The organism is Pseudoalteromonas sp. 19-MNA-CIBAN-0066 (assembly GCF_040308705.1).
Taxonomy (GTDB): domain Bacteria; phylum Pseudomonadota; class Gammaproteobacteria; order Enterobacterales; family Alteromonadaceae; genus Pseudoalteromonas; species Pseudoalteromonas nigrifaciens.
In genome coordinates, this window is the sequence record NZ_JBEONZ010000010.1 from 1 (window position 1) to 24,346 (window position 24,346).

The 24,346-nt window shown below is 40.0% G+C and carries 20 protein-coding genes and 1 rRNA gene; 14 read left to right on the forward strand and 7 right to left on the reverse strand.

Annotation, left to right across the window (positions count from 1 at the left end):
* The first annotated feature begins 135 nt into the window (after positions 1-135).
* Both rrf and glsB read left to right on the forward strand, forming a co-directional pair.
* Positions 136-250: ribosomal RNA gene (rrf, locus tag AAEZ18_RS08015) — 5S ribosomal RNA — on the forward strand.
* 151 nt (positions 251-401) lie between these two features.
* Positions 402-1,325 (forward strand): glutaminase B, encoded by a 924-nt coding sequence (gene glsB / locus AAEZ18_RS08020; protein ID WP_011328992.1) that lies wholly within the window; start codon positions 402-404, stop codon positions 1,323-1,325.
* Positions 1,326-1,347: 22 nt separating this feature from the next.
* Here the strand turns inward: glsB and AAEZ18_RS08025 are convergent, their stop codons facing one another.
* Positions 1,348-2,652, reverse strand: a complete 1,305-nt coding sequence (locus tag AAEZ18_RS08025; protein ID WP_011328991.1) for an inosine/guanosine kinase — start codon at positions 2,650-2,652, stop codon at positions 1,348-1,350.
* Between the two features lie 178 nt (positions 2,653-2,830).
* Here AAEZ18_RS08025 and tadA point away from each other — a divergent pair, with 178 nt between their 5' ends.
* Positions 2,831-3,337, forward strand: a complete 507-nt coding sequence (gene tadA, locus AAEZ18_RS08030) for a tRNA adenosine(34) deaminase TadA (RefSeq protein ID WP_011328990.1) — start codon at positions 2,831-2,833, stop codon at positions 3,335-3,337.
* Here the strand turns inward: tadA and AAEZ18_RS08035 are convergent.
* A complete protein-coding gene (locus tag AAEZ18_RS08035) occupies positions 3,334-3,501 on the reverse strand; it encodes a hypothetical protein (protein WP_167376939.1) in 168 nt (55 codons plus the stop codon). The genes tadA and AAEZ18_RS08035 overlap by 4 nt on opposite strands.
* A gap of 195 nt (positions 3,502-3,696) precedes the next feature.
* Positions 3,697-5,109 (reverse strand): membrane-bound lytic murein transglycosylase MltF, encoded by a 1,413-nt coding sequence (gene mltF / locus AAEZ18_RS08040; protein ID WP_011328988.1) that lies wholly within the window; start codon positions 5,107-5,109, stop codon positions 3,697-3,699.
* A gap of 211 nt (positions 5,110-5,320) precedes the next feature.
* On the opposite strand from mltF, the gene purL reads away from it, so the two are divergent.
* The 4 genes from purL to AAEZ18_RS08060 all read left to right on the forward strand — a co-directional run bounded on the left by purL (position 5,321) and on the right by AAEZ18_RS08060 (position 12,362).
* Positions 5,321-9,211, forward strand: a complete 3,891-nt coding sequence (purL, locus tag AAEZ18_RS08045) for a phosphoribosylformylglycinamidine synthase (RefSeq protein ID WP_011328987.1) — start codon at positions 5,321-5,323, stop codon at positions 9,209-9,211.
* Between the two features lie 141 nt (positions 9,212-9,352).
* Positions 9,353-11,821 (forward strand): intermembrane phospholipid transport YdbH family protein, encoded by a 2,469-nt coding sequence (locus tag AAEZ18_RS08050; protein WP_011328986.1) that lies wholly within the window; start codon positions 9,353-9,355, stop codon positions 11,819-11,821.
* 2 nt (positions 11,822-11,823) lie between these two features.
* A complete protein-coding gene (locus AAEZ18_RS08055; protein WP_011328985.1) occupies positions 11,824-12,021 on the forward strand; it encodes a YnbE family lipoprotein in 198 nt (65 codons plus the stop codon).
* Positions 12,022-12,032: 11 nt separating this feature from the next.
* Positions 12,033-12,362, forward strand: a complete 330-nt coding sequence (locus tag AAEZ18_RS08060) for a YdbL family probable chaperone protein (RefSeq protein WP_011328984.1) — start codon at positions 12,033-12,035, stop codon at positions 12,360-12,362.
* 50 nt (positions 12,363-12,412) lie between these two features.
* Here the strand turns inward: AAEZ18_RS08060 and AAEZ18_RS08065 are convergent, their stop codons facing one another.
* Both AAEZ18_RS08065 and waaA read right to left on the reverse strand, forming a co-directional pair.
* On the reverse strand, positions 12,413-12,961 hold the full coding sequence (locus tag AAEZ18_RS08065) for a DUF1415 domain-containing protein (RefSeq protein WP_011328983.1): 549 nt from the start codon (positions 12,959-12,961) through the stop codon (positions 12,413-12,415).
* Complete coding sequence (waaA, locus tag AAEZ18_RS08070; RefSeq protein WP_011328982.1) at positions 12,958-14,241, reverse strand: lipid IV(A) 3-deoxy-D-manno-octulosonic acid transferase; 1,284 nt, start codon at positions 14,239-14,241, stop codon at positions 12,958-12,960. The genes AAEZ18_RS08065 and waaA overlap by 4 nt, the downstream gene beginning before the upstream one ends.
* A 238-nt stretch (positions 14,242-14,479) precedes the next feature.
* On the opposite strand from waaA, the gene AAEZ18_RS08075 reads away from it, so the two are divergent.
* Together AAEZ18_RS08075 and hldE are read left to right on the forward strand one after the other, a co-directional pair.
* Positions 14,480-15,070 carry an SIS domain-containing protein gene (locus AAEZ18_RS08075; RefSeq protein ID WP_011328981.1) on the forward strand — a complete coding sequence of 197 codons (591 nt, stop codon included), beginning with the start codon at positions 14,480-14,482 and terminating at the stop codon, positions 15,068-15,070.
* On the forward strand, positions 15,070-16,509 hold the full coding sequence (hldE, locus tag AAEZ18_RS08080; protein WP_011328980.1) for a bifunctional D-glycero-beta-D-manno-heptose-7-phosphate kinase/D-glycero-beta-D-manno-heptose 1-phosphate adenylyltransferase HldE: 1,440 nt from the start codon (positions 15,070-15,072) through the stop codon (positions 16,507-16,509). The genes AAEZ18_RS08075 and hldE overlap by 1 nt, the downstream gene beginning before the upstream one ends.
* A gap of 103 nt (positions 16,510-16,612) precedes the next feature.
* Here the strand turns inward: hldE and AAEZ18_RS08085 are convergent, their stop codons facing one another.
* Positions 16,613-18,118, reverse strand: a complete 1,506-nt coding sequence (locus tag AAEZ18_RS08085) for a capsule assembly Wzi family protein (protein ID WP_350594417.1) — start codon at positions 18,116-18,118, stop codon at positions 16,613-16,615.
* A 210-nt stretch (positions 18,119-18,328) separates the two neighbouring features.
* Between AAEZ18_RS08085 and AAEZ18_RS08090 the strand changes: the two genes are divergently transcribed.
* Both AAEZ18_RS08090 and AAEZ18_RS08095 read left to right on the forward strand, forming a co-directional pair.
* Positions 18,329-19,399 (forward strand): hypothetical protein, encoded by a 1,071-nt coding sequence (locus AAEZ18_RS08090; RefSeq protein WP_011328978.1) that lies wholly within the window; start codon positions 18,329-18,331, stop codon positions 19,397-19,399.
* Positions 19,399-20,484 (forward strand): glycosyltransferase, encoded by a 1,086-nt coding sequence (locus AAEZ18_RS08095; RefSeq protein ID WP_011328977.1) that lies wholly within the window; start codon positions 19,399-19,401, stop codon positions 20,482-20,484. Before AAEZ18_RS08090 ends, AAEZ18_RS08095 begins: the two co-directional genes overlap by 1 nt.
* Positions 20,485-20,497: 13 nt before the next feature.
* On the opposite strand, the gene AAEZ18_RS08100 is transcribed toward AAEZ18_RS08095, so the two are convergent.
* Complete coding sequence (locus AAEZ18_RS08100) at positions 20,498-21,217, reverse strand: 3-deoxy-D-manno-octulosonic acid kinase (protein WP_011328976.1); 720 nt, start codon at positions 21,215-21,217, stop codon at positions 20,498-20,500.
* Between the two features lie 123 nt (positions 21,218-21,340).
* On the opposite strand from AAEZ18_RS08100, the gene AAEZ18_RS08105 reads away from it, so the two are divergent.
* From AAEZ18_RS08105 to AAEZ18_RS08115, 3 genes are all read left to right on the forward strand, one after another.
* Entirely contained in the window at positions 21,341-22,399 is a 1,059-nt protein-coding gene (locus tag AAEZ18_RS08105; protein WP_011328975.1) for a glycosyltransferase family 9 protein, read from the forward strand.
* Entirely contained in the window at positions 22,399-22,956 is a 558-nt protein-coding gene (gene gmhB / locus AAEZ18_RS08110; protein ID WP_011328974.1) for a D-glycero-beta-D-manno-heptose 1,7-bisphosphate 7-phosphatase, read from the forward strand. Before AAEZ18_RS08105 ends, gmhB begins: the two co-directional genes overlap by 1 nt.
* Before the next feature lie 176 nt (positions 22,957-23,132).
* Positions 23,133-24,326, forward strand: coding sequence for a glycine C-acetyltransferase (locus tag AAEZ18_RS08115; RefSeq protein ID WP_011328973.1), 1,194 nt, complete (start codon positions 23,133-23,135; stop codon positions 24,324-24,326).
* The last annotated feature ends 20 nt before the right edge of the window (positions 24,327-24,346 follow it).

Here is a 24,346-nt window from a genome sequence, read left to right on the forward strand (position 1 = left end):
CAGTAGTGAAACGAAACAGCGCCGATGATAGTGTAGCATTTGCTATGTGAAAGTAGGACATTGCCAGGCTCCAAATTTAGTCGAGAGACTTTAAATTGAATAAATTATAAAAATAAGAAAATTGAAACGAATTTGCTTGGTAACAATAGCGTTTTGGACCCACCTGACCCCATGCCGAACTCAGTAGTGAAACGAAACAGCGCCGATGATAGTGTAGCATTTGCTATGTGAAAGTAGGACATTGCCAGGATTTAAATTAAAGAAACCCGTTACAGTAATGTAACGGGTTTTTTGCTTTTTAGAATTTATAAAGTAAGCACAAGCTATTTAAAAAGTGAAAGCGTACTTACTGCTTGCATGCTAAAATTCTGCTTTATATAACCGTGTAATTGAGGTTTCTATTGCCTACTACTGATTATCAACAAGTATTGAATGACATAACCCAAGAGGTAGCTCCCTTATTATCACAAGGTAAAGTGGCCGATTATATTCCGGCATTGGCAGAGGTTGATCCCGAACAATTTTCTATTGCTATTTACACTACCTCAGGCGAAACATTTTGTGCGGGTGATTGTACGCAACAATTTACTATTCAATCTGTATCAAAAGTAATGACATTAACGTTAGCATTACAACGTTATGGTGATGAGCTGTGGCATCGCGTGGGGAAAGAGCCATCAGGAACTGCATTTAATTCGCTTACTCAGTTGGAATTTGAAAAAGGCATACCTCGTAACCCATTTATTAATGCAGGTGCGATTGTAACCTGCGATGCTTTATACAGTCGCTTATCGGCTCCTATGCATACTATGCTTGAAACATTTCGGGCTTTATCGGGGAATAGGTGTATAGCAATAGATAAAAAGGTAGCAAACTCAGAATATGAGTTTAGGCATAGAAATGCGGCTATGGGGCATTTAATGAAGTCATTTGGTAACTTTGAAAATGAAGTGGATGATGTGCTTTGGGCTTACTTTAACTTTTGTGCTATTGAACTAAATTGTATTGAACTGGCAAAAGCGTATAATTTTTTAGCTAATAATGGGATTGATAACACTTCAGGTAAACGGGTGTTACCGAGCCGTCAAACTAAGCAGCTTAACTCTTTACTCTTTACCAGTGGTTTATATGATGCAGCAGGTGACTTTGGTTATAGGGTAGGTATGCCGGGGAAATCTGGGGTGTCTGGTACGGTTTTAGCGGTATTACCTAATAAATTTACTGTTGCGGTATGGTCACCAGGGTTAAACTCTTTTGGCAACTCGGTGGCGGGAATAGCAGCATTAGAGCTGCTATCAAAAAAACTCGACATTTCAATATTTTAAGGAGCTATTGCTCCTTAAAATCTTATTTATCCCAGTAGACTAGTTCGAGGCAATCTTCGCGCTCTGGTAAACCACGAGATAAGCGAGGAGAGTGCTGCACTAATACTTCAAAGCTTGCTCTGTTAGCGTATTTACTTATTTGTGATAATGACGAGTAGGTAATTGCTTTTTGCTGGTGTTTTGCTGAGTTACTGACGTTTATTTTATGATAAACATTGGCAGATAAATCATGTAAAACCGCCGCAAGCGCACAATCACCAGCACCATTGGTGTTTTTGATTGAATCAGGGCCACCCATAAATGGGGCTGTGTGGCTATAGGCTCTAATTGGATCATCACAGTCAGCTTTGCGCATAGCACGTGAGAACTCATAACGATTAAAATCTGGAATTGCACCAGGTAATAATGTGTACTCGGTTTCGCGTTTTAATTGCTCGTCAACGTAACCTGCCATGAATAAGCCTTTTTCACCGGCAGTACAAATTACTAAGTCGACCCAATCAAGCGCTTTATCAGCTGCTAAAAGGGGATCTTCAAAACCAGTAATTGCCAAGCCTTCCTCTTCGTTCATTGCAAGAATATCGACATGCTTTTCAACAAAGTTAGCCCACCAGGTTGGATCTTGTTCAATTAAGAATTTAGTTCCAAGTGTAAGTACCACAGGCACACCAGCATCATTAGCGTATTTAACCGCTTGTATGGTGGCTTCTGTCATGGTTTCTGCGCCTTGAGTGCGCATTAAATAAGCACTGATCACCAACGCGGAAGAATTTTCAATAAGGCTTTTATCGATAGATTCAGGGCGTAAGTGGTTCATTAACCCTGCACTTATAGCAAAGGTTCGCTCACCAGTTTCATCAATTAGTGTAAAGCAGCGACCAATTGGCCCATCTACTGGTTGTAAATAATCTAAATCTACGCGGCTTGAGGTATTACATAAAAAACGATAAGCATAACTGCCTATATTTATGTTTTCACTCATTACGCCCAATAGCACAGATCTGTCATCGGCAAGTACTGAATAGTTGTGCATAGTATTACCAACGGTTCCGCCAGCATACTCGTAGTCAACCATTTCATGTAGCTTTAAACGCTCATATAAGGCGTTAGTGACGTCACTATCTATAACTTGTGACATGCCTCGTTGCAGCTTAAATTCATCAAGGAAAGCTTGATCGACCTTGGCTTCGATATCGACAACAATCTGATCGATTCCGGTAATATAGCTACTGTGTAATCTTTCTGTGGCGTTAAGTTGATTAGTTAGTGGATCTTTGGCTTCCACTGGAAAATAATGTTTATGCCTGCGACGTCCAGGAAATTTCATTTGCTACCCGTATTGTGAGCTAAATAAAAAAAGCGTGAGATTATAGCGCGAATCCCCCCTTAGGAGCCACGATAAACCGTTTTAATTTGTTTTATTTTTGCAATAAATGCCGTAATTACGCACTTTAATTAGCTAACTTGATATAATTCATGCATAAAAAATAATTAAAGTAGCTTCAATGAACGAACCATTTGATGACAACTATTGGATGCAACAAGCGTTAACGTACGCAAAGCAAGCAGAACAACTAGATGAGATCCCTGTTGGTGCCATTCTTGTTAAAGACAATCAGCTTGTTGCTGCAGGGTATAACCGTTCTATTACTGATAATGACCCATCAGCTCATGCTGAAATGATGGCTGTACGTAAAGGCGGTAAAGCACTTAATAATTATCGTTTAATTGATTGCACGCTTTATGTGACCTTAGAGCCATGCTCTATGTGCGCGGGGTTATTAGTGCACAGTAGAATTAAGCGTTTAGTGTTTGGTGCTGCCGATGCTAAAACAGGATCTGCTGGCTCGATTATGAATTTGTTGCAAGAGCCTAAGCTAAATCATCAGGTGGAGGTATTAGGTGGTGTACTAGAGGGGCAGTGCGCTACTATTATATCTGGCTTTTTTAAGCGCAGAAGAGCGCAAATTAAGGCAGCCAAAAAGGCTGCTCGTAATAGCAATGAACTTTAACTTGCTGCCATTAAAGCATCTAGCTCTGCCATTTTTTGCATTGCAAACATGCGGCGGCGCCAAATTATTTTTTTATGTAAATTACGCAGCATAACGCGGCGTCGAGTTGCTGTTGAGTTAATTGTTTTTCGTTTGAATCTTTGCGTGCGTTTACGTTTTAGCATGTTTTCTCCTAATGCAATAATGAGAAATGCACAAATTATATCCAAATTACTCAGATGTTTATCATTAATTAATGTGAATATATAATTAACACACATTATTGAACATTTGATGACAAGTAAACAGTTTTTTAATTACCCAGGGCGTATTTACTTAGAGTAATGAATTAGTTGTTATTATTATCGTTTGTTAGTTTACTATTTTGCTTCAACCTCATCCCCAATTTTAGGGGCAACTACAGGTGCTTCTGGTTTTTCTTCTATTGCGTTATTTTCATCAAGCCAAACTAGGGCATCGTAATAACGGCGAATATTATCAACATAGCTCACCGCAACATCACCACGAGAATAGCCATAACGCGTTTTTCGGTAGTAACGTTTTTTAATTAGTAATGGTAAGCGCTTTTTAACATCGGCCCACTTATCAGGGCTTGCGCCTTGTTGTTTAGTAATTATTCGTGCGTCGTTTACATGTCCCCAGCCTACATTATACGCAGCAAGTGCGAGCCAGGTTCTGTCTGGTTGTGGAATACGATCAGGGATACGTTTAATTAGTTTACTTAAGTATTTTGCGCCACCGCGAATATTTTGCTCTGGCTCTAACCTATTAGTAACCCCAACCTGCTTTGCTGTATTACGGGTTAGCATCATAATTCCTCGCACCCCAGTTGGGGATTTTGCTCGCGGGTTCCACATAGATTCCTGATAGCTTAATGCTGCGAGTAAACGCCAATCAAGTGTTCCTGCATATTGTTCAAACCATGGTTGGTATTTAGGCAGTGTTTCTTTTATTGCTTCAATATAGGCAAGTGTATTTACGTAGTTAAATTGACGAACGTGACCAAAGTATTTTTCTTCAAGTACATAAAGTTGATTATTTTGTTTTGCTTCACCAAAAAAAGGGACTAATAAAGCATAAAGCGAATCGTCATTTGATTTACGCAGCATCCACGCGATCGGGTCGTTATGCGTAATTGAAAAACCAATACTTAAATTAGGGTGATAACGACGAAATAACGATAACGTATGGGTGTCGGCTAAAGTGTAATCTATTTCGCCATCAATAACGGCTTGTAGTAACTCTTCTTCGTCAAATTCTTCGGTTTCGCTCCAGTTAAGTTCTGGATTGCTTTTTTTTACTTTTTGTAAAGTAAGTGAGTGACTACTTTTAGCTATAACCATGAGATTACCAGTTAAATCATCATAGTCGCGTGGTCGCTCTATACCTTGTTTATACACTAGTTTTTGACTAATGGTTCGGTAGGTAGGGCCAAAACGATATTGTTGTGCACGTGTTTTATTATAGGTAAGGCCTGAGGCAATTAAATCAAGATCACCGCTTTGCAGGCGTGCAAACATGTCTGATAAATTAAAAAATGGGACTATTTCAAGCTCTACACCTAAATAGTCTGCAAAGGCCTGAGAAAGCTCGTATTCAAAGCCTTGCTCACCTTGTACTGCCTGATAATAGTTACTGGCACTGGCTAATGTACCCACTCTAATTTTGTTTTGCGCTTTTATTTGGGCAAGTTGAGTCGACTGCTCTTGTATATCGCATGCACACAACAGCATAACTAAAGTAATAATTATGATTAGTTTTTCTTTCAACATTGTTTGCCTCTTTAACGCCCTAATCCCCGTTATAACAAAACTTAGCCATTACGTCACTTAGCGTTTAGTTTTATTCGTTTCGAGTGGCTGTAAATAAAGAAAAAAAGTTAATTTTATGAAAAGCGAAATTATGAGTTAAATCTAAGTGCTACTTAGACTATAATGTTGCCCTAAAATATCGTTCAATCCCTAACCCCGGATGAAATTATCTATGTTGATCCTTCGTGGTGCACCAGCACTTTCAGAGTTCAGAGTTAATAAAATTTTAGCGCGTTGCCAACAATCGCAACTTCCTGTCACCAACGTATATGCTGAATATGCGCACTTTGCCGACTTAACATCGCCATTGAGTAGCGCTGAGCAAACCAAGCTTGAAAAACTATTAACCTACGGTCCAACTATTGCTGAGCATACCCCAGCAGGTAAACTTGTATTAGTAACACCTCGCCCTGGCACTATTTCGCCTTGGGCTTCTAAAGCAACCGACATAGCCCATAACTGTGGCTTAAAGCAGGTTCATCGTGTTGAACGCGGTATTGCTTATTATGTTGAAGGTGAGCTAAACGCAGAGCAACTTTTACAAGTAACGGCGTTATTACATGACCGTATGACCGAAGCAACCCATAGCCAGTTTGAGGATGCTGCGCAACTATTTCGCAGTGATGCACCGCGTCAAATGTCATCTGTAGACATTTTAAGTGGTGGGCGAGAAGCGCTTGCAATTGCTAACGTTGAACAAGGTTTTGCCCTTGCAGATGACGAAATAGATTACCTAGTAGAAAACTTTATAAAGTTAGGCCGTAATCCTAACGATATCGAATTGTTTATGTTTGCCCAAGCAAACTCAGAGCATTGTCGTCATAAAATATTTAATGCTGACTGGACAATCGATGGTGAAGAGCAGCCAAAGTCGCTGTTCAAGATGATTAAAAATACTTTTGAGAAAAACCCTGAAAATGTATTGTCGGCATATAAAGACAATGCCGCGGTAATGAAAGGCTCAAAAGCGGGGCGCTTCTTCCCCAATACGCAAGGTGAATATGCGTATCATCAAGAAGACATCGAAATACTAATGAAAGTTGAAACTCATAATCACCCAACCGCCATAGCGCCATTTTCAGGTGCTGCTACAGGCTCAGGTGGTGAAATACGTGATGAAGGTGCTACTGGCCGTGGTTCTAAGCCTAAAGCTGGTTTAGTTGGCTTTACTGTTTCTAACTTACGTATTCCTGGTTACGAGCAACCGTGGGAAAGTGATTTTGGTAAACCTGGGCGTATTGTTACCGCTTTGGATATTATGACTGAAGGGCCGCTTGGCGGCGCTGCATTTAATAATGAGTTTGGCCGTCCTAACTTGTTAGGTTACTTTCGTACCTATGAAGAGCAAGTGACAAGCCATAATGGCCTTGAGGTACGTGGTTACCACAAACCAATTATGCTTGCCGGTGGTTTAGGTAATATTCGCACAGACCATGTACAAAAAGGTGAAATCCCTGTTGGTGCTAAGCTCATTGCTTTAGGTGGCCCAGCAATGAACATAGGTTTAGGCGGCGGTGCAGCATCAAGCATGGCGTCTGGGCAATCAAATGAAGATTTAGATTTTGCTTCAGTACAACGCGAAAACCCAGAAATGGAACGTCGTTGCCAAGAAGTTATCGACAAATGTTGGCAGCTAGGTGATGAAAACCCAATTGCGTTTATTCACGATGTGGGCGCCGGTGGTTTATCAAACGCATTTCCTGAACTAGTAAATGACGGTGGCCGTGGTGGTAAGTTTCAACTTCGCGATATTCCAAATGATGAGCCAGGTATGGCACCACACGAAATTTGGTGTAACGAATCGCAAGAGCGTTATGTACTTGCCGTAGGTGTTGAAGATTTTGACCGTTTTGAAGCTATTTGTAAGCGCGAACGAGCACAGTACGCGGTAATAGGCGAAGCGACTGCTGAGCCACACCTAACGGTTGCCGATAGCCACTTTGATAATAACCCAGTTGATTTACCACTAGACGTATTATTAGGTAAAGCACCTAAAATGCATCGCGATGTAACCTCAAAGCAGGTTGTAGGTAAAGCACTTGATGTTACAAATATTAATGTAGCAGATGCGGCGCAGCGTTTATTGCGCTTACCAACCATTGCAGAAAAAACCTTCCTTATTACAATTGGCGATCGCTCGGTAACAGGCTTAGTAGCGCGCGACCAAATGGTTGGCCCTTGGCAAGTACCTGTGGCTAACTGTGCTGTAACTGCTGCTACATACGATACTTACCATGGTGAAGCTATGTCGTTGGGCGAGCGCACTCCTGCAGCGCTATTAAATTACGCTGCATCGGCGCGTTTAGCTGTGGCAGAGTCGTTAACAAATATTGCCTGTGCAAATATTGGTAGCCTTGAAAATATTAAGCTTTCGGCTAACTGGATGGCAGCTGCGGGTCACCCTGGTGAAGATGCTGGTTTATATGAAGCAGTAAAAGCCATAGGTGAAGAACTTTGCCCAGCGCTTGGTTTAACAATTCCAGTAGGTAAAGATTCTATGTCGATGAAAACGACATGGAAAGATGAAGGTGATTCACAAGAGAAATCAGTAACATCACCGCTATCGTTAATTATCACTGCCTTTGGCCGTGTTGACGATGTACGTAAAACAGTGACACCGCAGCTACGTACCGACAAAGGCGAAACATCACTTATTTTAGTTGACTTAGGTGCGGGTAAAAACCGCATGGGCGCATCAAGCTTAGCGCAGGTTTATAAGCAATTAGGTGATATAACGCCTGATGTTGATAGCCCAGAGTTATTAAAAGGCTTTTATAACGCCATGCAAGTATTGGTAGCTGATAGTAAGTTACTTGCTTATCATGACCGTTCAGACGGTGGTTTATTTACCACAGTTGCCGAAATGGCATTTGCTGGCCACACAGGTGTAACTGTTGATATTAATGGCTTAACAGGCAACGACATTGAAGCGCTTTACAACGAAGAGCTTGGCGCTGTTATTCAAGTGGCTAATAGTGATTTAGATGCAGTTAATGCGGTACTTAAAGATCATGGCTTAGCGACAATCAGCCATATTATAGGCACGCTTAATAGCGACGATGCGATTGTATTTAACCGTGGTAAAAATACCGTGCTGAGTAACACGCGTACAGAGCTGCGTACTATGTGGGCAGAAACAACGTATCAAATGCAGGCGCGTCGCGATAACCCTGAGTGCGCTAAGCAAGAGTTTGATGCCAAATTTGATGTTAAAGATCCTGGCTTAAACGTTAAGTTAAACTTTGACTTAAACGAAGATATAGCAGCACCGTATATTGCAACGGGCGCTAAACCACCAATGGCTATTTTACGTGAGCAAGGAGTTAACTCTCATCTAGAAATGGCTGCCGCATTTAATCGTGCTGGTTTTGCTGCCATTGATGTACACATGAGCGATATTCTAGAAGGGCGTTTATCGCTTGAGCAGTTTAAAGGCTTAGTGGCATGTGGTGGTTTCTCTTACGGTGACGTATTAGGTGCAGGCGAAGGTTGGGCTAAGTCGATATTGTTTAACGACATGGCGCGTGAACAGTTCCAAAGCTTTTTCCACCGTGAAGATACCTTTAGTCTAGGTGTGTGTAACGGTTGCCAAATGTTATCTACTTTAAAAGAGTTGATCCCAGGTACTGAGCATTGGCCACGTTTTGTAACGAATAAGTCAGAGCGTTTTGAAGCACGTTTTAGCTTAGTAGAAATACAAGAAAATCCATCGGTATTCTTTAATGGTATGGCTGGTTCGCGTATGCCAATTGCAGTATCGCACGGTGAAGGTCATGCTGAATTTGCAAACGATAACGCAGTTAAAGCAGCATTAGACTCGGGTACTGTAGCGGTTAAGTTTGTAGATAACTACGGTAATCCTACAACGCAATACCCAGCAAATCCAAATGGCTCACCAGAAGGGATTACAGGTATTACCTCAACCGATGGACGTGCAACAGTAATGATGCCGCATCCTGAGCGCGTATTCCGTGCTGTTGCTAACTCTTGGCACCCAGATGAGTGGCGAGAAGATAGTCCGTGGATGCGTATGTTCCGCAACGCGCGTAAAAATGTAGGTTAATAACCTAACTGATCAATTTAGGTTCATTTAAGTTGAGTATAATAAAAAGGCTGCCTTGTGCAGCCTTTTTTGTTTATGATTACCTAGAACCTAGAACCTAGAACCTAGAACCTAGAACCTAGCACTAATATTAAGGATAATATGTTTAAGCGTGTGAGTTTAATTATTAGCAGTTTATTACTAAGCATAATTTTGCTTGGTTATATATTTCGTTTGCCATTAGTCCAGTGGGCTATAACACCGCAATTAGAAAAAGCGGGTATTACACTCAGTTGCTTAGATTTTTCGGTTACAGCTCAATTAAATGTTCATGCCGACAAAGTATGCTTAACTTATCAAAATCAACAATTAGAGCTAATCGATATTACTGTAAATACAAAGCAAGTGATTGTTGAGCATGCAGTATTAAGTATAAATCCACTTCCCAAAAGTAATCAAAGTAGCTCCGCGGCAAAAAAACTTGCTCTCGCGCTGCCAGAAAAACGTCCATTAATTGCTATAAAACAGCTGGTAATAAAGAGTAATGACTTTAACAAGCCACTAAAAATAAATTTAGCAGAGCCGATTTTAAATCAATTTAATATAACAGGCGATATAAACGCTAAAGCAATTTTAGCTAATAATAAACTAACAGGGCAGTTTTCTGTTGATGACTATCTGTTAAAGCAGCTTATAAATACCGAAAATACAGCCGTTGCAGGTATTAGCTTTAGTACTCAGCAAGTATTTAGCTTTGATGGTATTGAACTGCAGTTAAATGGCGATGTAAACGCACAGTTTGAATATGCTATGGAGCAGTGCCGGCTTGAAGCATTGGCTAATGGTAGGTTAATTATTGGTTTTAATTTAAATAGTAAATTAGTTGAGCTAGATTCGAGTTTGTTAAACAATAAATTAAATTTAACGCCTACGTGTAGCTCACTCGTTCCGCCGAGTGATTATGCTGATTTTATAGCTGAGCAAACCCCTTTAAATTGGCAGATTAAACTTCCTAAAGTGATTAGTATTACTAATAACCACCTTACTTTGCCAATGCTAAATATAATTAGCGAAGGAGATAATCAATTTGAAATAACTCTAATGGAGTCAGAGCTTAATTTTACCAACCTTTGGGCGGATTTTAAAAGCATGTTAGCGGTTAGTATAAGTACGCCAGATATTAAAAACATTGAGCTTAATGCAGAATTTAAAAATAACACACTTAAAGGTAATTATACTGTTGCGCTTAATTCACTTCCCGATTTTATTGCCAGTACTAGTAGTAATAAAATTAGCGCTAATAAAGTTAACGCCTCAGGGCAATTTAATTTAATAAATATAGTCGATGGAAAACCAAGTGGTAATGCTACAAGTAGATTAACAGCCGCAAAGGTTGATTTTGCACAACTGAGTGTAGAGCAATACGAAGGTCGCTTAACGGCACAGCTAGATGATGCTTTAAACGCACAAATAACACTAAAAACCCTATTTAAAACGTTAAAATATAACGAATTTAAATTAACAGATATAAGCAATACCATAACTGCTAAAGCAAATTTAAGTCATGGTGAATTATTTGCAGACCTTAGTGCTAATACAGTAATAAATAAATTTAATAGCCCTGTTATAAAACTCAATAATATAAAAGTTGCTTCTACAGGATTGCAAAGTCGCGCTCTAAAAGCATCACATCACGTATTTGTAAACGATATTGAATTAGCGGTAAACCATCATATATCGGCAGTGGAACATCCATTTGAAATAGTAGTACCTACACAAAGTATAGTGTTATTAAATACCTTTATTCATCAGCTTGAGCCATTAGCGCAGCTTACACAGGGAACGTTTAATGGCCGAATCAGCGGGGATGTGAATTTACAACATGCCTCGTTTGCAATGGAGTTAAACAACGTAAGTGCGCTTTATAACGATTACCTTGCTAGCGATTTAAGTAGCCAATTTGTTGGCGAATATAATTCAGGGCAGCTTAATGTAAAACCCACTACCTTTAACTTAAATGAACTAAGGGCTGGTGTTGTTATTAAAAACATTAAAGGGAACTGGCAGGTTAAAAACAATAATGCGCGTATGTTTGACATTGCAGGAGCGTTATTTGATGGTGAGTTTAGCCTTGATAAATACTCACTTAATGACCTGCAGCAAGTTGCTAATGTTAAATTTAAAAACATTGATGCCAGTAAACTTATTACACTTGATGAACAGTCGGGGATTACGCTTTCAGGGCGTTTTGCCGGCACTTTGCCAGTGCACTTTAATAACACGGGTATTGAGGTAGTAAATGGCAGTTTAAGTAATCAAGGAACGGGTAAGTTAATGATTACTAATAACGCCGCATTTGATTCAGTTATGCAGCAGCAACAAGAGTTACAGCCTGTATTGGGATTACTTAAAAATCTTGATATACAAAAGCTTAATAGCAGTGTGGCACTTAAAAGTGATGGTTGGCTAAAGCTTGGCGTAAATTTGCAAGGTTATAATAAGCAAGCAGAGCAGCAAGTTAACTTTAATTATAATCATGAAGAAAATATATTTACTTTATTACGTGCATTGCGCTTAAGTGATGAAATTACACAAAAAGTTGAGCAACAATACTCACAAAAAGGAAACTAATGATGAAACAGTCGTTAAGCATAAAAGTACTTATTGTATTTGCAGCAATAAGTGCCCTTGGTGCGTGTACGCACCGAGTAGAGGTAGCTGCTAAAGAGCCTATTACAATTAATTTAAATGTGAAGGTTGATCACGAAATTCGTGTAAAAGTAGATAAAGAACTCGATAATTTATTTAGTGACGACAGTGAGTTATTTTAAGGAGCTAGGATATGAAAGTTAACAACAAATTAAGCATAATTACATTAGTTAGTGCTGTATGTATGTCTTTTTCGGCATGGGCTATTAGTTTAGATGATGCTAAAAGCCAAGGTTTAGTAGGCGAAGATAGCTCAGGCTATTTGGGCTTAGTGGTACAAAATGCAGAGGCTAAAGTGGTCGTTGATACCATTAATGCTAAGCGTAAAGCACAGTATTTAAAATTAGCGCAAAAAAATAACTTGTCACTGTCGCAAGTAGAGGCGTTAGCGGCGGCAAAAACAATCGAAAAAACCCAAAGAGGTCATTTTGTTGAAGTAAATGGTAATTGGGTTAAAAAATAACGAGTTATTTACTGTTATATGCTATTTACTGTTATATATAACCGAGCGCTTTAAGCGCTCGGTTTTTTACACCCTTCGAGTAACTGTTGCCAAAAATCGATACCCTTGCGCCTTGCTAAATTTATATTATGCTCAGGTATAGATTCGGGTTCGTTATAACTCTCAAGTGCTGCACTCATACTTGCTTCGCGAATTAAATGCAAAGTAGGAAAAGGGGAGCGATTAGTATAGTTTGCCGCATCGCTTGCATCGCTATCGGCAAATACATAATCGGGATGAAAATTAGCAATTTGATACTTACCTTCAAAACCTTGGGCTACTAACAGCGCGTTGGCTAAGTCAACCAAGTCTAAAAAGTCTTCAAAGTCGCAAAAGCCGTTATCAAACATAATAAGTGTGGTTTCGCGTGCAGCCTCTCGGTCAAGCTCAATACATTGCTCAAGCATGTCCATTACTGCATCGTCTATGCTGCTTGCAGGGCTTACAAAATAATGAATACAGTTATTTTCTACTTCTTTGCGGGCAAAGGGACAAAAGTTATATTTTACAATAACATTTGAAACCCATTCGCGGGTTTGGCTTATGGCTATGTTGGTCACGGTTTTGGCTCTAAATATTGATTAATAATGTTAAGTGTTTTTTGTATAGCACCTTGGTTATTGCCCACGCATTGCGCTGCTTTTTTACCTAAAGTTTGGCATGCTTTGCTGTTTTGATTTAATGCTATAAGTTGTTGTGTTAGCTCATCAGCATTATCAACCACAATAGCGCCTTTGAGCTTTATAAGCTCAGGGTAAATATGATCAAAGTTATAGGTATGCACCCCGCTGATAACGCCCACTGAAAATGCAGCTGATTCAAGTGGATTATGGCCACCACGGCGAATTAAACTGCCGCCAATAAAGCTCACATTAGCAGCGCCATATAAGTATTGCAGCTCGCCAAGCGTATCTGCTAACAAGACGTTTTCGTTATTATAATTATTATTGCTGCGACGACTAAAACTCAGTGTACTTTGCGTTAGTAAATCTGCAACCTTATCGAACTGTTCAGGATGGCGCGGCGCTATTATGAGTAACGCATTGGGTTGTTTTTCTAATAGATTTTTATGAGCGCTAATTACCTGCTCATGCTCGATAGGGTGAGTGGAGCCTGCAACCCATATAAAGCGCTGCTCAAAATTATAAAGCTGTTTGAGTGCAGTTACCTTAGTTAGTTGCTCTTGGGTAGGTGTAATATCAAATTTTATTGAACCTGTAACTTTACTTTTATGTGGCTCAAGGCCAAGCTCTATAAAGCGTTTGGCGTCAGTTTTATTATGGCTGGCTAATACAGTGATAGAGCGCATAATAATATGCGTTAGCTTAGCTACTTTTTGATAACCCTGTTGCGATTTTTCAGACAAGCGAGCGTTTAAAACAAGTACCGGAATATTTCTATTGCGACTACTTGCCATAAGGTTGGGCCACAGTTCAGTTTCTAAAATACACAGGGCTTGTGGCTTTACTCGTTTTAAAAATCGGGCGGTTGCAAATGGAAAGTCCATAGGTAAGTAGCAGCAGGCTACCGTGTTTTTAAACTGCGTAATGATTTGCTCACGACCAGTAGGGGTGTTGCACGTTATAAGTATATTTAATTTAGGGTGCGCTTTTTGCACTGCTTTGATCAGGGGGGTAGCGGCGAGTACTTCACCTACTGATGCACAATGCACTAGCAGCGGCTTATTGTTATTGGCAAATAAAGACTTGTCCACAAAACCAAAGCGCTGTTTAAAGTGCGCTCTATAACCTGGGTTTTTTTTACCGCGTAATACATATAAATAAAATACGATTAGTGGGCTAATAATCATTAATGCGAGTGAATAAAAAATGCGTGCCATACTAAGCTTTTATAAGGGTAAGTCGTCTTAGTTTAACGTGAAAATGATCAATTCTAAACACAGAAAAGATAAAATATGGTTTGTGTTCAGCTGCTACCCGATAAAATAATAATAACGCTATTCAAGTTAGCTCAAAATACCTGTTTCAGTAATATGTATATTGAGGTGATTTGGGTATAGATTTATGGAATAATGAAATTAATTTTTCCTGCCATTTCAATTCCTAGAGGAATTTACCATGTCAATTATCGATTCAGTAGCAACGAGTTACCTTGAGAGTTTAAATCGTCATTTAGCATTATTTGAAACGATGGAGGCTTATCATCAAGAGTCTATGCAATTGTTAGAAGTGTGCCATAGTGCATTACAAGCAGGCGGTAAGGTTGTTTGGCTTGGTAACGGTGGTAGTGCGGCCGATGCACAGCATTTAGCGGCAGAATTTGTAGTGCGTTATAAATTAGAGCGTGGTCCACTTGCATCTATGGCACTTACAACCGATACGTCAATTTTAACTGCGCACAGTAACGACTATCATTTTGACACTGTGTTTGAACGCCAAGTACAAGCCTTATGTAAACCAGAAGATTTAGTTATAGGGTTAACCACATCAGGTACAAGCGCCAATATTAATCTAGCGTTAGCAGCAGCGAATAAAATAGGGGCCTTTACCGTAGCATTAACGGGGCGTGATGGCGGTGAAGTTAAAAATATTGCCAAATTACCTATTATTATTAAAAACGATGAAACAGCGCGAATTCAAGAAGCACACATGTTTATTGGCCATTGGTTATGTGAAGCTATTGATATGGTAGTTGCGGAGCAGCAGTAATGGATTTATCGCTATTAAAAAATTTATCTGCTGCGCGTATTTTGGTGGTTGGCGATGTAATGCTTGACCGTTATTGGTATGGTGATTCAGGGCGTATTTCCCCAGAAGCTCCGGTGCCGGTAGTTAAAGTAAGTAAATTAGAAGACAAAGCCGGTGGCGCAGCAAACGTGGCTAAAAATATAGCCCGATTAGATGGTAAAGTAGGCCTACTTGGCTTAATAGGCGAAGATGAAGGTGGACAGATACTAGAAGGCATTTTAGAAGGTGAAAAAATAAATTCACAGTTAGTAAGTGTATGCGACTTACCGACAATTTCTAAAATGCGAGTGATTAGCCGTCATCAGCAAGTTGTACGGTTAGATCTAGAAGAGACGTTTACAGAGCAACACAGCCAGCTGTTATTAAACCGTTTAGAGCTAGTACTTGATGAGTACGATTTTATAGTATTTTCTGATTACAATAAAGGTTCATTGAGCCTGATTGAAAACATGATAAGCCTAGCTAAAAAAGCAGGGAAAACGGTACTCGTTGATCCTAAGTCGTCTGATTTACATTTATATAGAGGTGCAGACTACATTACACCAAATTTAAATGAGTTTAAATTAGCGGGTGGGCAAACAGACTCAGAAGAGGGCTTGGCAACAAGTGCGCGTAAGCTCATAAGTGACGCAGGCATAAAAGCAATGTTGCTAACGCGTTCAGAGCAAGGAATGTCGTTAATTAGTGCGACTGAAAAATATGATTTTGCCGCGCAAGAGCTTGAAGTCAGTGATGTAACCGGCGCAGGCGATACAGTTATAGCAACTCTAGCCGTGATGCTAGGGGCGGGAATGACACCTAAAAATGCGGTGGAAATTGCTAACTTAGCAGCGGGCATTGCGGTGAGTAAATTAGGTGCGGCCACAGTGTCGCCAGAAGAACTTAGTCGTAAGCTGGGCCAATATTTACATGCCACTGGTGAGCATTATCAAACTCCGTTTGACGATGTGCTGCAGCATATAGAGTTTGCAAAACAAAATGGCGAAACAATTGTATTTACCAATGGCTGCTTTGATATTTTGCATGCTGGGCACGTACGCTATTTAGCACAAGCAAAAGCGCGTGGCGATAGATTAGTGGTGGGGCTAAATAACGATGCGTCTATATCACGATTAAAAGGCGCCGATAGGCCAATTAATCCGCTAGATGAAAGAGCTATGGTATTAAGTGCACTTTCCTCTGTTGATTGGGTTATTCCATTTGGTAGTGCGGATGAAAATGACACACCGGCTAAATTAATTGAGCAAATTAGCCCAGATATTTTAGTTAAAGGTGGCGACTACACGGTTGAACAAATAGCCGGTGCTGAGCATGTACTGCTTCACGGCGGAAAAGTAGAGGTGCTTGAGTTTTTAGATGGTTGCTCAACTTCAAAAGTGATTAGTAAGATTAAGCAGTAATTACGACGGTTATTAATGAATTAAAAAAGGGATGAAAACAGTGTTTTCATCCCTTTTTATTTGCACTTATTATCCTAGTTTAGGATAGCCAAAAATCCCGAATTTAAAAGTTATATTCATATTTAGCAAATGCAGATGTGTCGTTTTCTGCTGCATCGTTATTTAATGCAAAAGCGCCTAGCGTTAAGCGCCCACCCATAGCAAGTTGCCTGTAACGTATTTCAAGCTGTTTACTGTTATAAGCTGTTTTAGTAATGGTATTGCCTAAATCAGGGTTATTAGGGTAACGATCGCGGTTATCATTGTTGTAATCAACATCGCGTAATTTAACTTGCCAATCATTTCCATTTGAAAGCTGGCCTAGCACAGTTAGTACTAGTGATTGCGCGTCATTATCAAATGTTGAACCTATGGTACGGCCATGGTAGCGGTAACCAGATTTGTAATCTGAATGCTCGTAATAGCAGTTTTCACTGCTTGATTCAGCAGAGCATGTTACGCCCGTATCTATGTACTCTACATTTACTAATACGTTTTGATCATAAATACGATGAGTAGTTTGTACACCAAATAAATAGGCTCTGTCGACAGGTTTAAACTTTGAGCTGGCATCTTCACCAATGGTACTTGCATAAATTGCGTACGGTTGGCTAAATAAAGTGTCAGACCAGCGAATATCTATACCCGCAAGTTGATTACCAATCTTAGATTTTAATTCATCATCACAAGTAGTAGTGCCATCTATACAAGCTGCTTCACCTGTCACTATATCAATAAAGTCACTCGCTGAACTAGGTTGGCCATCGCCAGCCCATTGCGCTGACCAGCTCAGTGCAATTTCTAATTGCTGTAATGGCCTGAAATTAACGCGAGTACTCCACAGTAAAGCATCAGGAATTACACGAGTAGATTCTAACTGAGCCATTTGCGCGGTAAATCCCCATTGGCCTAACCAGCTTAGCCAAGGGGTTTCAAAGGCAGTGCTTTGCTCTCGAGTCACGCTCATTGCAGGCAATGGTTTAGCGTTGCCCGACATTATTAAACTATTATCAACCCCCGGGCCCCAAAACTGCTCTATGGCACCGGCTCTAAAAATCCAGTTACCTAAACGGTAAGCTATATAACTGCCATCAAAGGAGGTGTCATTACAGTCAGTAAGTGCTTGCTCATCTAGCACTATATCGTCTGCAGTTTTCCCAGTAACAAAACACTTTTTGCCATCATTACGATAATTAACCGCTACTTTAGCGGCAAAACTGTCGCCTAAATAGGCGTAGGCAGCAGATGCTTCTGACTCTTGGGTATTAGTTGCGCCAAAACTGGTGGCAACAATAGTATCTGAACTTGCAAAAGCAGACAGTTGTACACTATGAGAGCCCGTATTTTCAGACTTGTAACGATGTTTTACCCGTAATAAAGCATCTTGCAAGTTTGGCGATAACTGGCCTAGGGGAGTGTTATCTACTTCACTTATAAAGCTCTTCCACATTAGAGGGTAAGTGGTTACCGGGGCTAAAATAACGCCAGCATCGGCTAAAAGTTGAATATCAGCTCTTAACCCATAATCATCTGGTTTTACCCATGGCTCTGCGTTAACCGGCGCGCTCATTGCGCAAAAAAGTGAAGACAATATAAAAATTTTGTTTCGCAAAGTTCAGATCCTTGTGATTTAAATTACCTTAAGTTTAGCAATCAAAGCACTTTATTGCAGTAACTAAATGGGCGCAGTAAGGCTAAAAATAAGATAAAAAGGGTCGCTATCTATCGCTAAAACTATGTGATTGATATACTGAGTGCCAAATCGGAAATTGAGATTGTAATGAGCAAAAAACGACTTTTATTTATTCCTGTATCATCACCAGAGGGTATTGGTGAATATATGCGTTCACTTTTGCTAGCGCAAACGCTAGAAAATGAATGCTCAGGGGATATAAATATCCACTTTATTTTAAATAAACATACGGCTTATGCTAAAAGTTGCCCTTTTGAAACCACACTTTTAGAGAGGTCGGCAACCAAAGAAACTAAAGCAGTTTGTCAATTTATTGAGCAATATAAGCCTGATGTGGTGGTGTTTGATTGTGCTGGTCGTGCTGAGCATATGAAAGCGGCAAAAAAAGTGGGCGCAAAAGTTGTTTTCATCTCGCAACATGAGAAAAAACGAGCCAAAGGATTAAAGCTTAATCGTATTGGTTTAATTGACGTGCACTGGGTAATACAGCCAGATTACTGCATCGAGCCACTTACATGGCTAGAAAAGCTTAAATTAAATACCTTTGCTTTAGCATCTCCGCATAATGTAGGTCCCTATACTGCGTTTGCCTCTGAGCAACAAAAGCAGCAAGCATTAAACGACTATGATTTAACAAAAAATGAATATTTTATAGTGAATGCAGGCTCAGGCGGACACACTTTAAACGGTCAAAATTGTGCTGATATTTATTTTCAAGCTGCACTGGCCATCACTCAACGTACCTCGCTAAAGGGAGTTGTTGTTTTTGGGCCCAATTACACCAAGCCGTTACCGCAAACTGATGAATTAATTTGCATACCAAGTCAGCAGGGTAGTGAGTTTTTGGCATTGTTAAGTCAAGCTAAAGTAGCACTATTGAGTGCGGGCGATACATTATTACAAGCTATTGCGGTACAAACTCCCACAGTTGCTTGCGCTATATCAAAAGATCAAAGTAACCGTATTGCACGCTGCGTTACTACTGGTGTGGTAACAAAAGCCGAACTCGATATTTTAGACATAACCAATAAAGTAAATGAGATTATCACTGAACCTAATTATCAAAATATACTCAGTAACTACGCGTTATTTGCAAACGTGCATAGTTTTGATGTAATTAACCAAGGTGTAAAAGCATTATTATTTGGAAGTAAATAATGAATATAGTGATAGTAATTGATTCACTGGTTGGCGGTGGTGCTGAAAAAGTAATGCTTACTTTGGCTGAGCAAATAGCGACACTTAAACACAATGTGACTATTTTATCACTCGCTAATAGCGTTGAATACGATATCCCAAGTAACTTACAAGTTGAGAGCTTATTTACGGATAGAGCGTCGAAGGTTGACCGTTTTTGGCTACGCAAAGCAAGTGTCGCTAAACTAGAGTCGTGGTTTGAAAAAAAGAGAAGTGAAGTCGGGTACATTGACTTAGTACTGTCAAATTTAGATCGTAGTAATAACCTGCTTGCGCGTAGTAATGTAGAAAATGTCCATTTTGTTATGCATAACTCAGTAAATGCTGAGCTAACAAGGCAAAAAAAATTAGGGCCTCTTTCTTATTTATACCTTAAAAAAAGTAAACAAAACTTAAATGGTAAATCACTCATTTGTGTATCCAAAGGGGTTGAAAATGAAATTACCCAAGGTAACTTAATTACTCCAAGTGCGATCACTACAATTTATAACCCATTCGATTTAAAAAAAATCAATCAACAAGCCAGTGAGCTAAACACTAACATTCCTAATGTGCCTTACCTTATTCATGTTGGGCGATTAGCCAAGCAAAAACGTCACGATATTTTATTCGCAGCGTTTGCTAAGTTAGATAAAAAGTACAAACTAGTACTGTTATGTAACAAACCGACAAAGGTATTAAAACTTGCACAGCAATATGGAATTGCAGAGCAACTGATTGTGCCAGGGTTTGAGCAAAATCCGTATAATTGGATAAAACATGCCAAAGCGCTAGTATTAAGCTCAGATTTTGAAGGCTTGCCAACGGTATTAATAGAAGCACTTGCAGTCGGTACACCAGTGGTGAGCACTAACTGTACTTTTGGCCCCAGCGAAATACTAACAGGTGCGCTAAGTAAGTATTTAGTGCCAATACAGCAAAGTGAGCAGTTAGCACGTGTAATTGAACAAGTGCTGGCAGATAAGCCAAACGTTACAAATGCAGCTATTTTACAACAAGTAAACGCAGAGCAAGTGGCTGCCAAGTACTTAGCTTTAGCTAACTAGCAGCTAAAGTAAATTAGCGCTTAAGCTTTGTGTAACAAACATACAAGGCTTGCCAGTCGCTGGCTTGCCAGTTAAATACAGGGTTGCGGCCTTGTTCTTTTAAAAATGAGCGCTTTAGGCGCTCCATATTACTTTGTTGCCATTGTAAGGCGGGCGTTTTAATTTCGCCGCGATCAAAGTCAATAATATATATCTGGCCAGTGTCATTAAATAAAATATTATTAATGTTTAAATCTGCGTGGTATACGCCTTTACGGTGAAATAGCGCAATGGTTGTTGCTATACTTGTTAATTCAGATTCAGTTAAAGCACGCTCAACGAGTATATCCAGTACACTTTTGGCACCTGTTACCGCCTCGGTAATAATATCACCGCGGTAAATTAACCCGCTTCGAGTCACTTTTGCAGCAATGGGAGTTGGTACATTTAAGCCAAGCTCAATTAACTGCGCCATTAAAGCAAACTCTTTATATACTCGCGTTTGCTCAAAGCCTAAATACAAGTATTGGTCACTGAGTAATTTACCGACCAAGCCACCGCGCCAATAATGTCTTAGCACAGCGGTTAGTTCATTATTTTTAAAAAACCACGCCATTGCGCGGCCTTTTTTAGCACCCACTATTTTATTTTGTTGCTGCCAGTAGTCGGCATTAAACCAGTTTAAATTAACCTGATTTTCATAACTAGGGTGGCTCAGCAGAGTATGCTTACCTTGGACGTGTTGTTTGAACATAGCTCACGGGTATTACTTAAATATGCGCCTATGTTAGCGCGTTTTAAAGCCGAGGATAAGTACTTGCAATAGCGCGATTATAATTTAAGATCGGGTTTTACTATTTAATGCCCAAGGAAACGCGTGACTTCAGTGCCTAACTACTCCTCTATTTGTATTTTACGACTCTCTGCTATTGGCGATGTATGCCATGCTGTGAGTGCAGTACAAGCGATTCAAAAAGCGCATCCTAATGCAAAAATCACTTGGGTTATTGGCAAAGTAGAAGCTATGTTATTGGCTAACTTACCCGGTGTTGAGCTGGTGGTGTTTGATAAAAAACAAGGCCGCGTAGCACTGAAAAATTTAAAGCAAACTTTTAAAGGGCAAAACTTTGATGTACTGCTTAATATGCAGGTGGCATTAAGGGCCGGATTTGTTGCACGTTGTATTCCTGCAAAAGTTAAAATAGGCTTTGATTGGGCGCGCTCAAAAGAGCTGCATAGCCTATTTATAAATAAACGCATTGCAGCGCAGCCACATGCGCACGTGTTAGAAGGGTTTAAAGGCTTTGCTAAAGCCATTGGCGTGAATGATTATCAGCCAAGTTGGGAAATGCCTTATACACAGCAAGATCAAAACACTGCCGATGAATTACTCACTGCAGAATACTTATCTAATAAGCTGTTTGTTATCTCTCCAGCAGCAAGTAAAGCACAGCGTAATTGGCTTCCCGAACGTTATGCCGCGCTTGCTGATTATGCCCATCAGCAGGGATTTAAAGTGGCCTTGACCGGCGGCCCTACCGAGCTGGAAATAAACCTTGCCAATAATATTATTAAACACAGCCAACACAGCATTTTAAACCTAGTTGGTAAAACTAAGCTTAAAGAATTGTTGTGCGTGTTAAAACGCGCCAGTGTAGTACTAGCCCCAGATACTGGCCCTGCCCATATGGCAGTAACGGTAGGCACTCCTGTTATTGGGCTGTATGCCCATTCAAACCCAGCGCGCACAGGGCCGTATTTATACCAAAACTATGTGGTTGAGGTATATCATCAAAACTTACTTAAACAAACGGGTAAAACAGCGCAGCAGCTGCCTTGGGGCACACGTATTAAAGGTGACGATTTAATGAGCCAAATTACCATTGATGCGGTAAAAGCTATGTTTGATCATGTTGTGCAAAAAGAGTCGTTATAATGAATCAATCACAAAAAAATAAAGCGCTATTTTTAGATAGAGATGGCGTAGTAAACGTTGATCATGGCTATGTGTATCAAAGTGAGCGGTTTGAATTTATCGAAGGAGTATTTAGCACGTGCAAGGCATTTTATGATGCCGGTTATAAAATTATTATTGTAACTAATCAGTCAGGTATTGGCCGTGGTTATTACACCGAGGCTGACTTTATAGCACTGACCAGCTGGATGAAAGCACAGTTTAGCGCACATCAGATATTGATAAGCGACGTTTATTTTTGCCCTCATCATCCTAAAAATGCATTGCCTGAGTATTTAAAACAGTGCGCTTGCAGAAAACCAGCCCCTGGTATGCTACTACAAGGTATTAGTGAGCATAATATCGATCCGCAGCAAAGTATTATGGTAGGCGATAAAAAAAGTGATATGCAAGCTGCAGAACAAGCTGGCATTGCCACGCGCGTATTGGTGCACTCTGGCCAGCAGTTTGATGACAGCGCCAAACAAACTGCAGATTTTATTTTCAATTCAATTAATGATTTACCAGCACTTTTATAAATTCAAATACGCCCCCCAATTCAGGCACTGTAAACTGGCAGGAATTGCTGCCAAATTTATAATTTGCGATGAACTGCAAACAGTGCATTTTATTCGTTAAACTTTTACAATACCCCACATAATAAACAGTAGCTTTGTTTTGCTGTTTAACCTGTTAAATCAAATGGAGACTAAAGATGAGAGCATCTGCTTTTTTTAGCCAGCTACAACAGCAAATTGAAGACGTAAAAACTGAAGGTTTGTATAAAAGCGAGCGTATTATTTTATCGCAGCAGCAAGCTCAAATTGAAGTTGCATCAGGCAAAGTAATTAACTTTTGTGCTAATAATTACCTAGGCTTAGCAAATAGCCCAGAGCTAATTAAAGCAGCGCAAGATGGCTTAGACGCACATGGTTTTGGTGTGGCCTCAGTACGCTTTATTTGTGGTACGCAAGATATTCACAAAACATTAGAGAAAAAAATCAGTGAGTTTTTAGAAACCGAAGATACTATTTTATACTCATCGTGCTTTGATGCTAATACAGGTCTGTTTGAGACTATTTTAGGCGCTGAAGACGCGATTATTTCGGATTCACTTAATCATGCTTCAATTATCGATGGCGTACGTTTATGTAAAGCTAAGCGTTTTCGTTATGCTAATAACGATATGGCTGACCTTGAAAAGCAGCTTATTGCCGCGACTGAAGCAGGTGCTAAAACTAAGCTAATTGCCACAGATGGCGTTTTTTCTATGGATGGCGTTATTTGTGATTTAGCCACAGTGTGTGATTTAGCTGATAAATACGATGCATTAGTAATGGTTGACGACTCGCATGCTGTGGGCTTTGTTGGCGAAAATGGTAAAGGCACACCAGAGTATTGTAACGTGCTTGATCGCGTAGATATTATTACCGGTACCTTAGGTAAAGCATTGGGCGGTGCATCAGGTGGTTATACATCAGGTAAAAAAGAAATTGTTGAGTGGTTGCGTCAACGTTCGCGTCCTTACTTATTTTCAAATTCATTAGCTCCGGCAATTGTGACTGCATCGATTAAAGTGCTTGAAATGCTAGAAAGTGGTGGCGAGCTTCGCGCTAAGCTTTGGTCAAACGCTAAATACTTCCGCGAGCAAATGGAAGCAGCTGGCTTTACCTGTGGTGGTAAAGATCATGCCATTATTCCAGTTATGCTAGGCGATGCTAAAGTTGCATCATTAATGGCTGATAAGTTATTAGTTGAAGGTATTTATGTAACCGGTTTTTCATTCCCTGTTGTACCTAAAGGTCAGGCACGTATTCGTACCCAAATCTCAGCTGCACATAGCATTGAACAACTTGATACCGCCATTGCTGCCTTTACCCGTATTGGTAAAGAAATGGGCGTTATTTAATTTTATTGTAAACCGCGCTA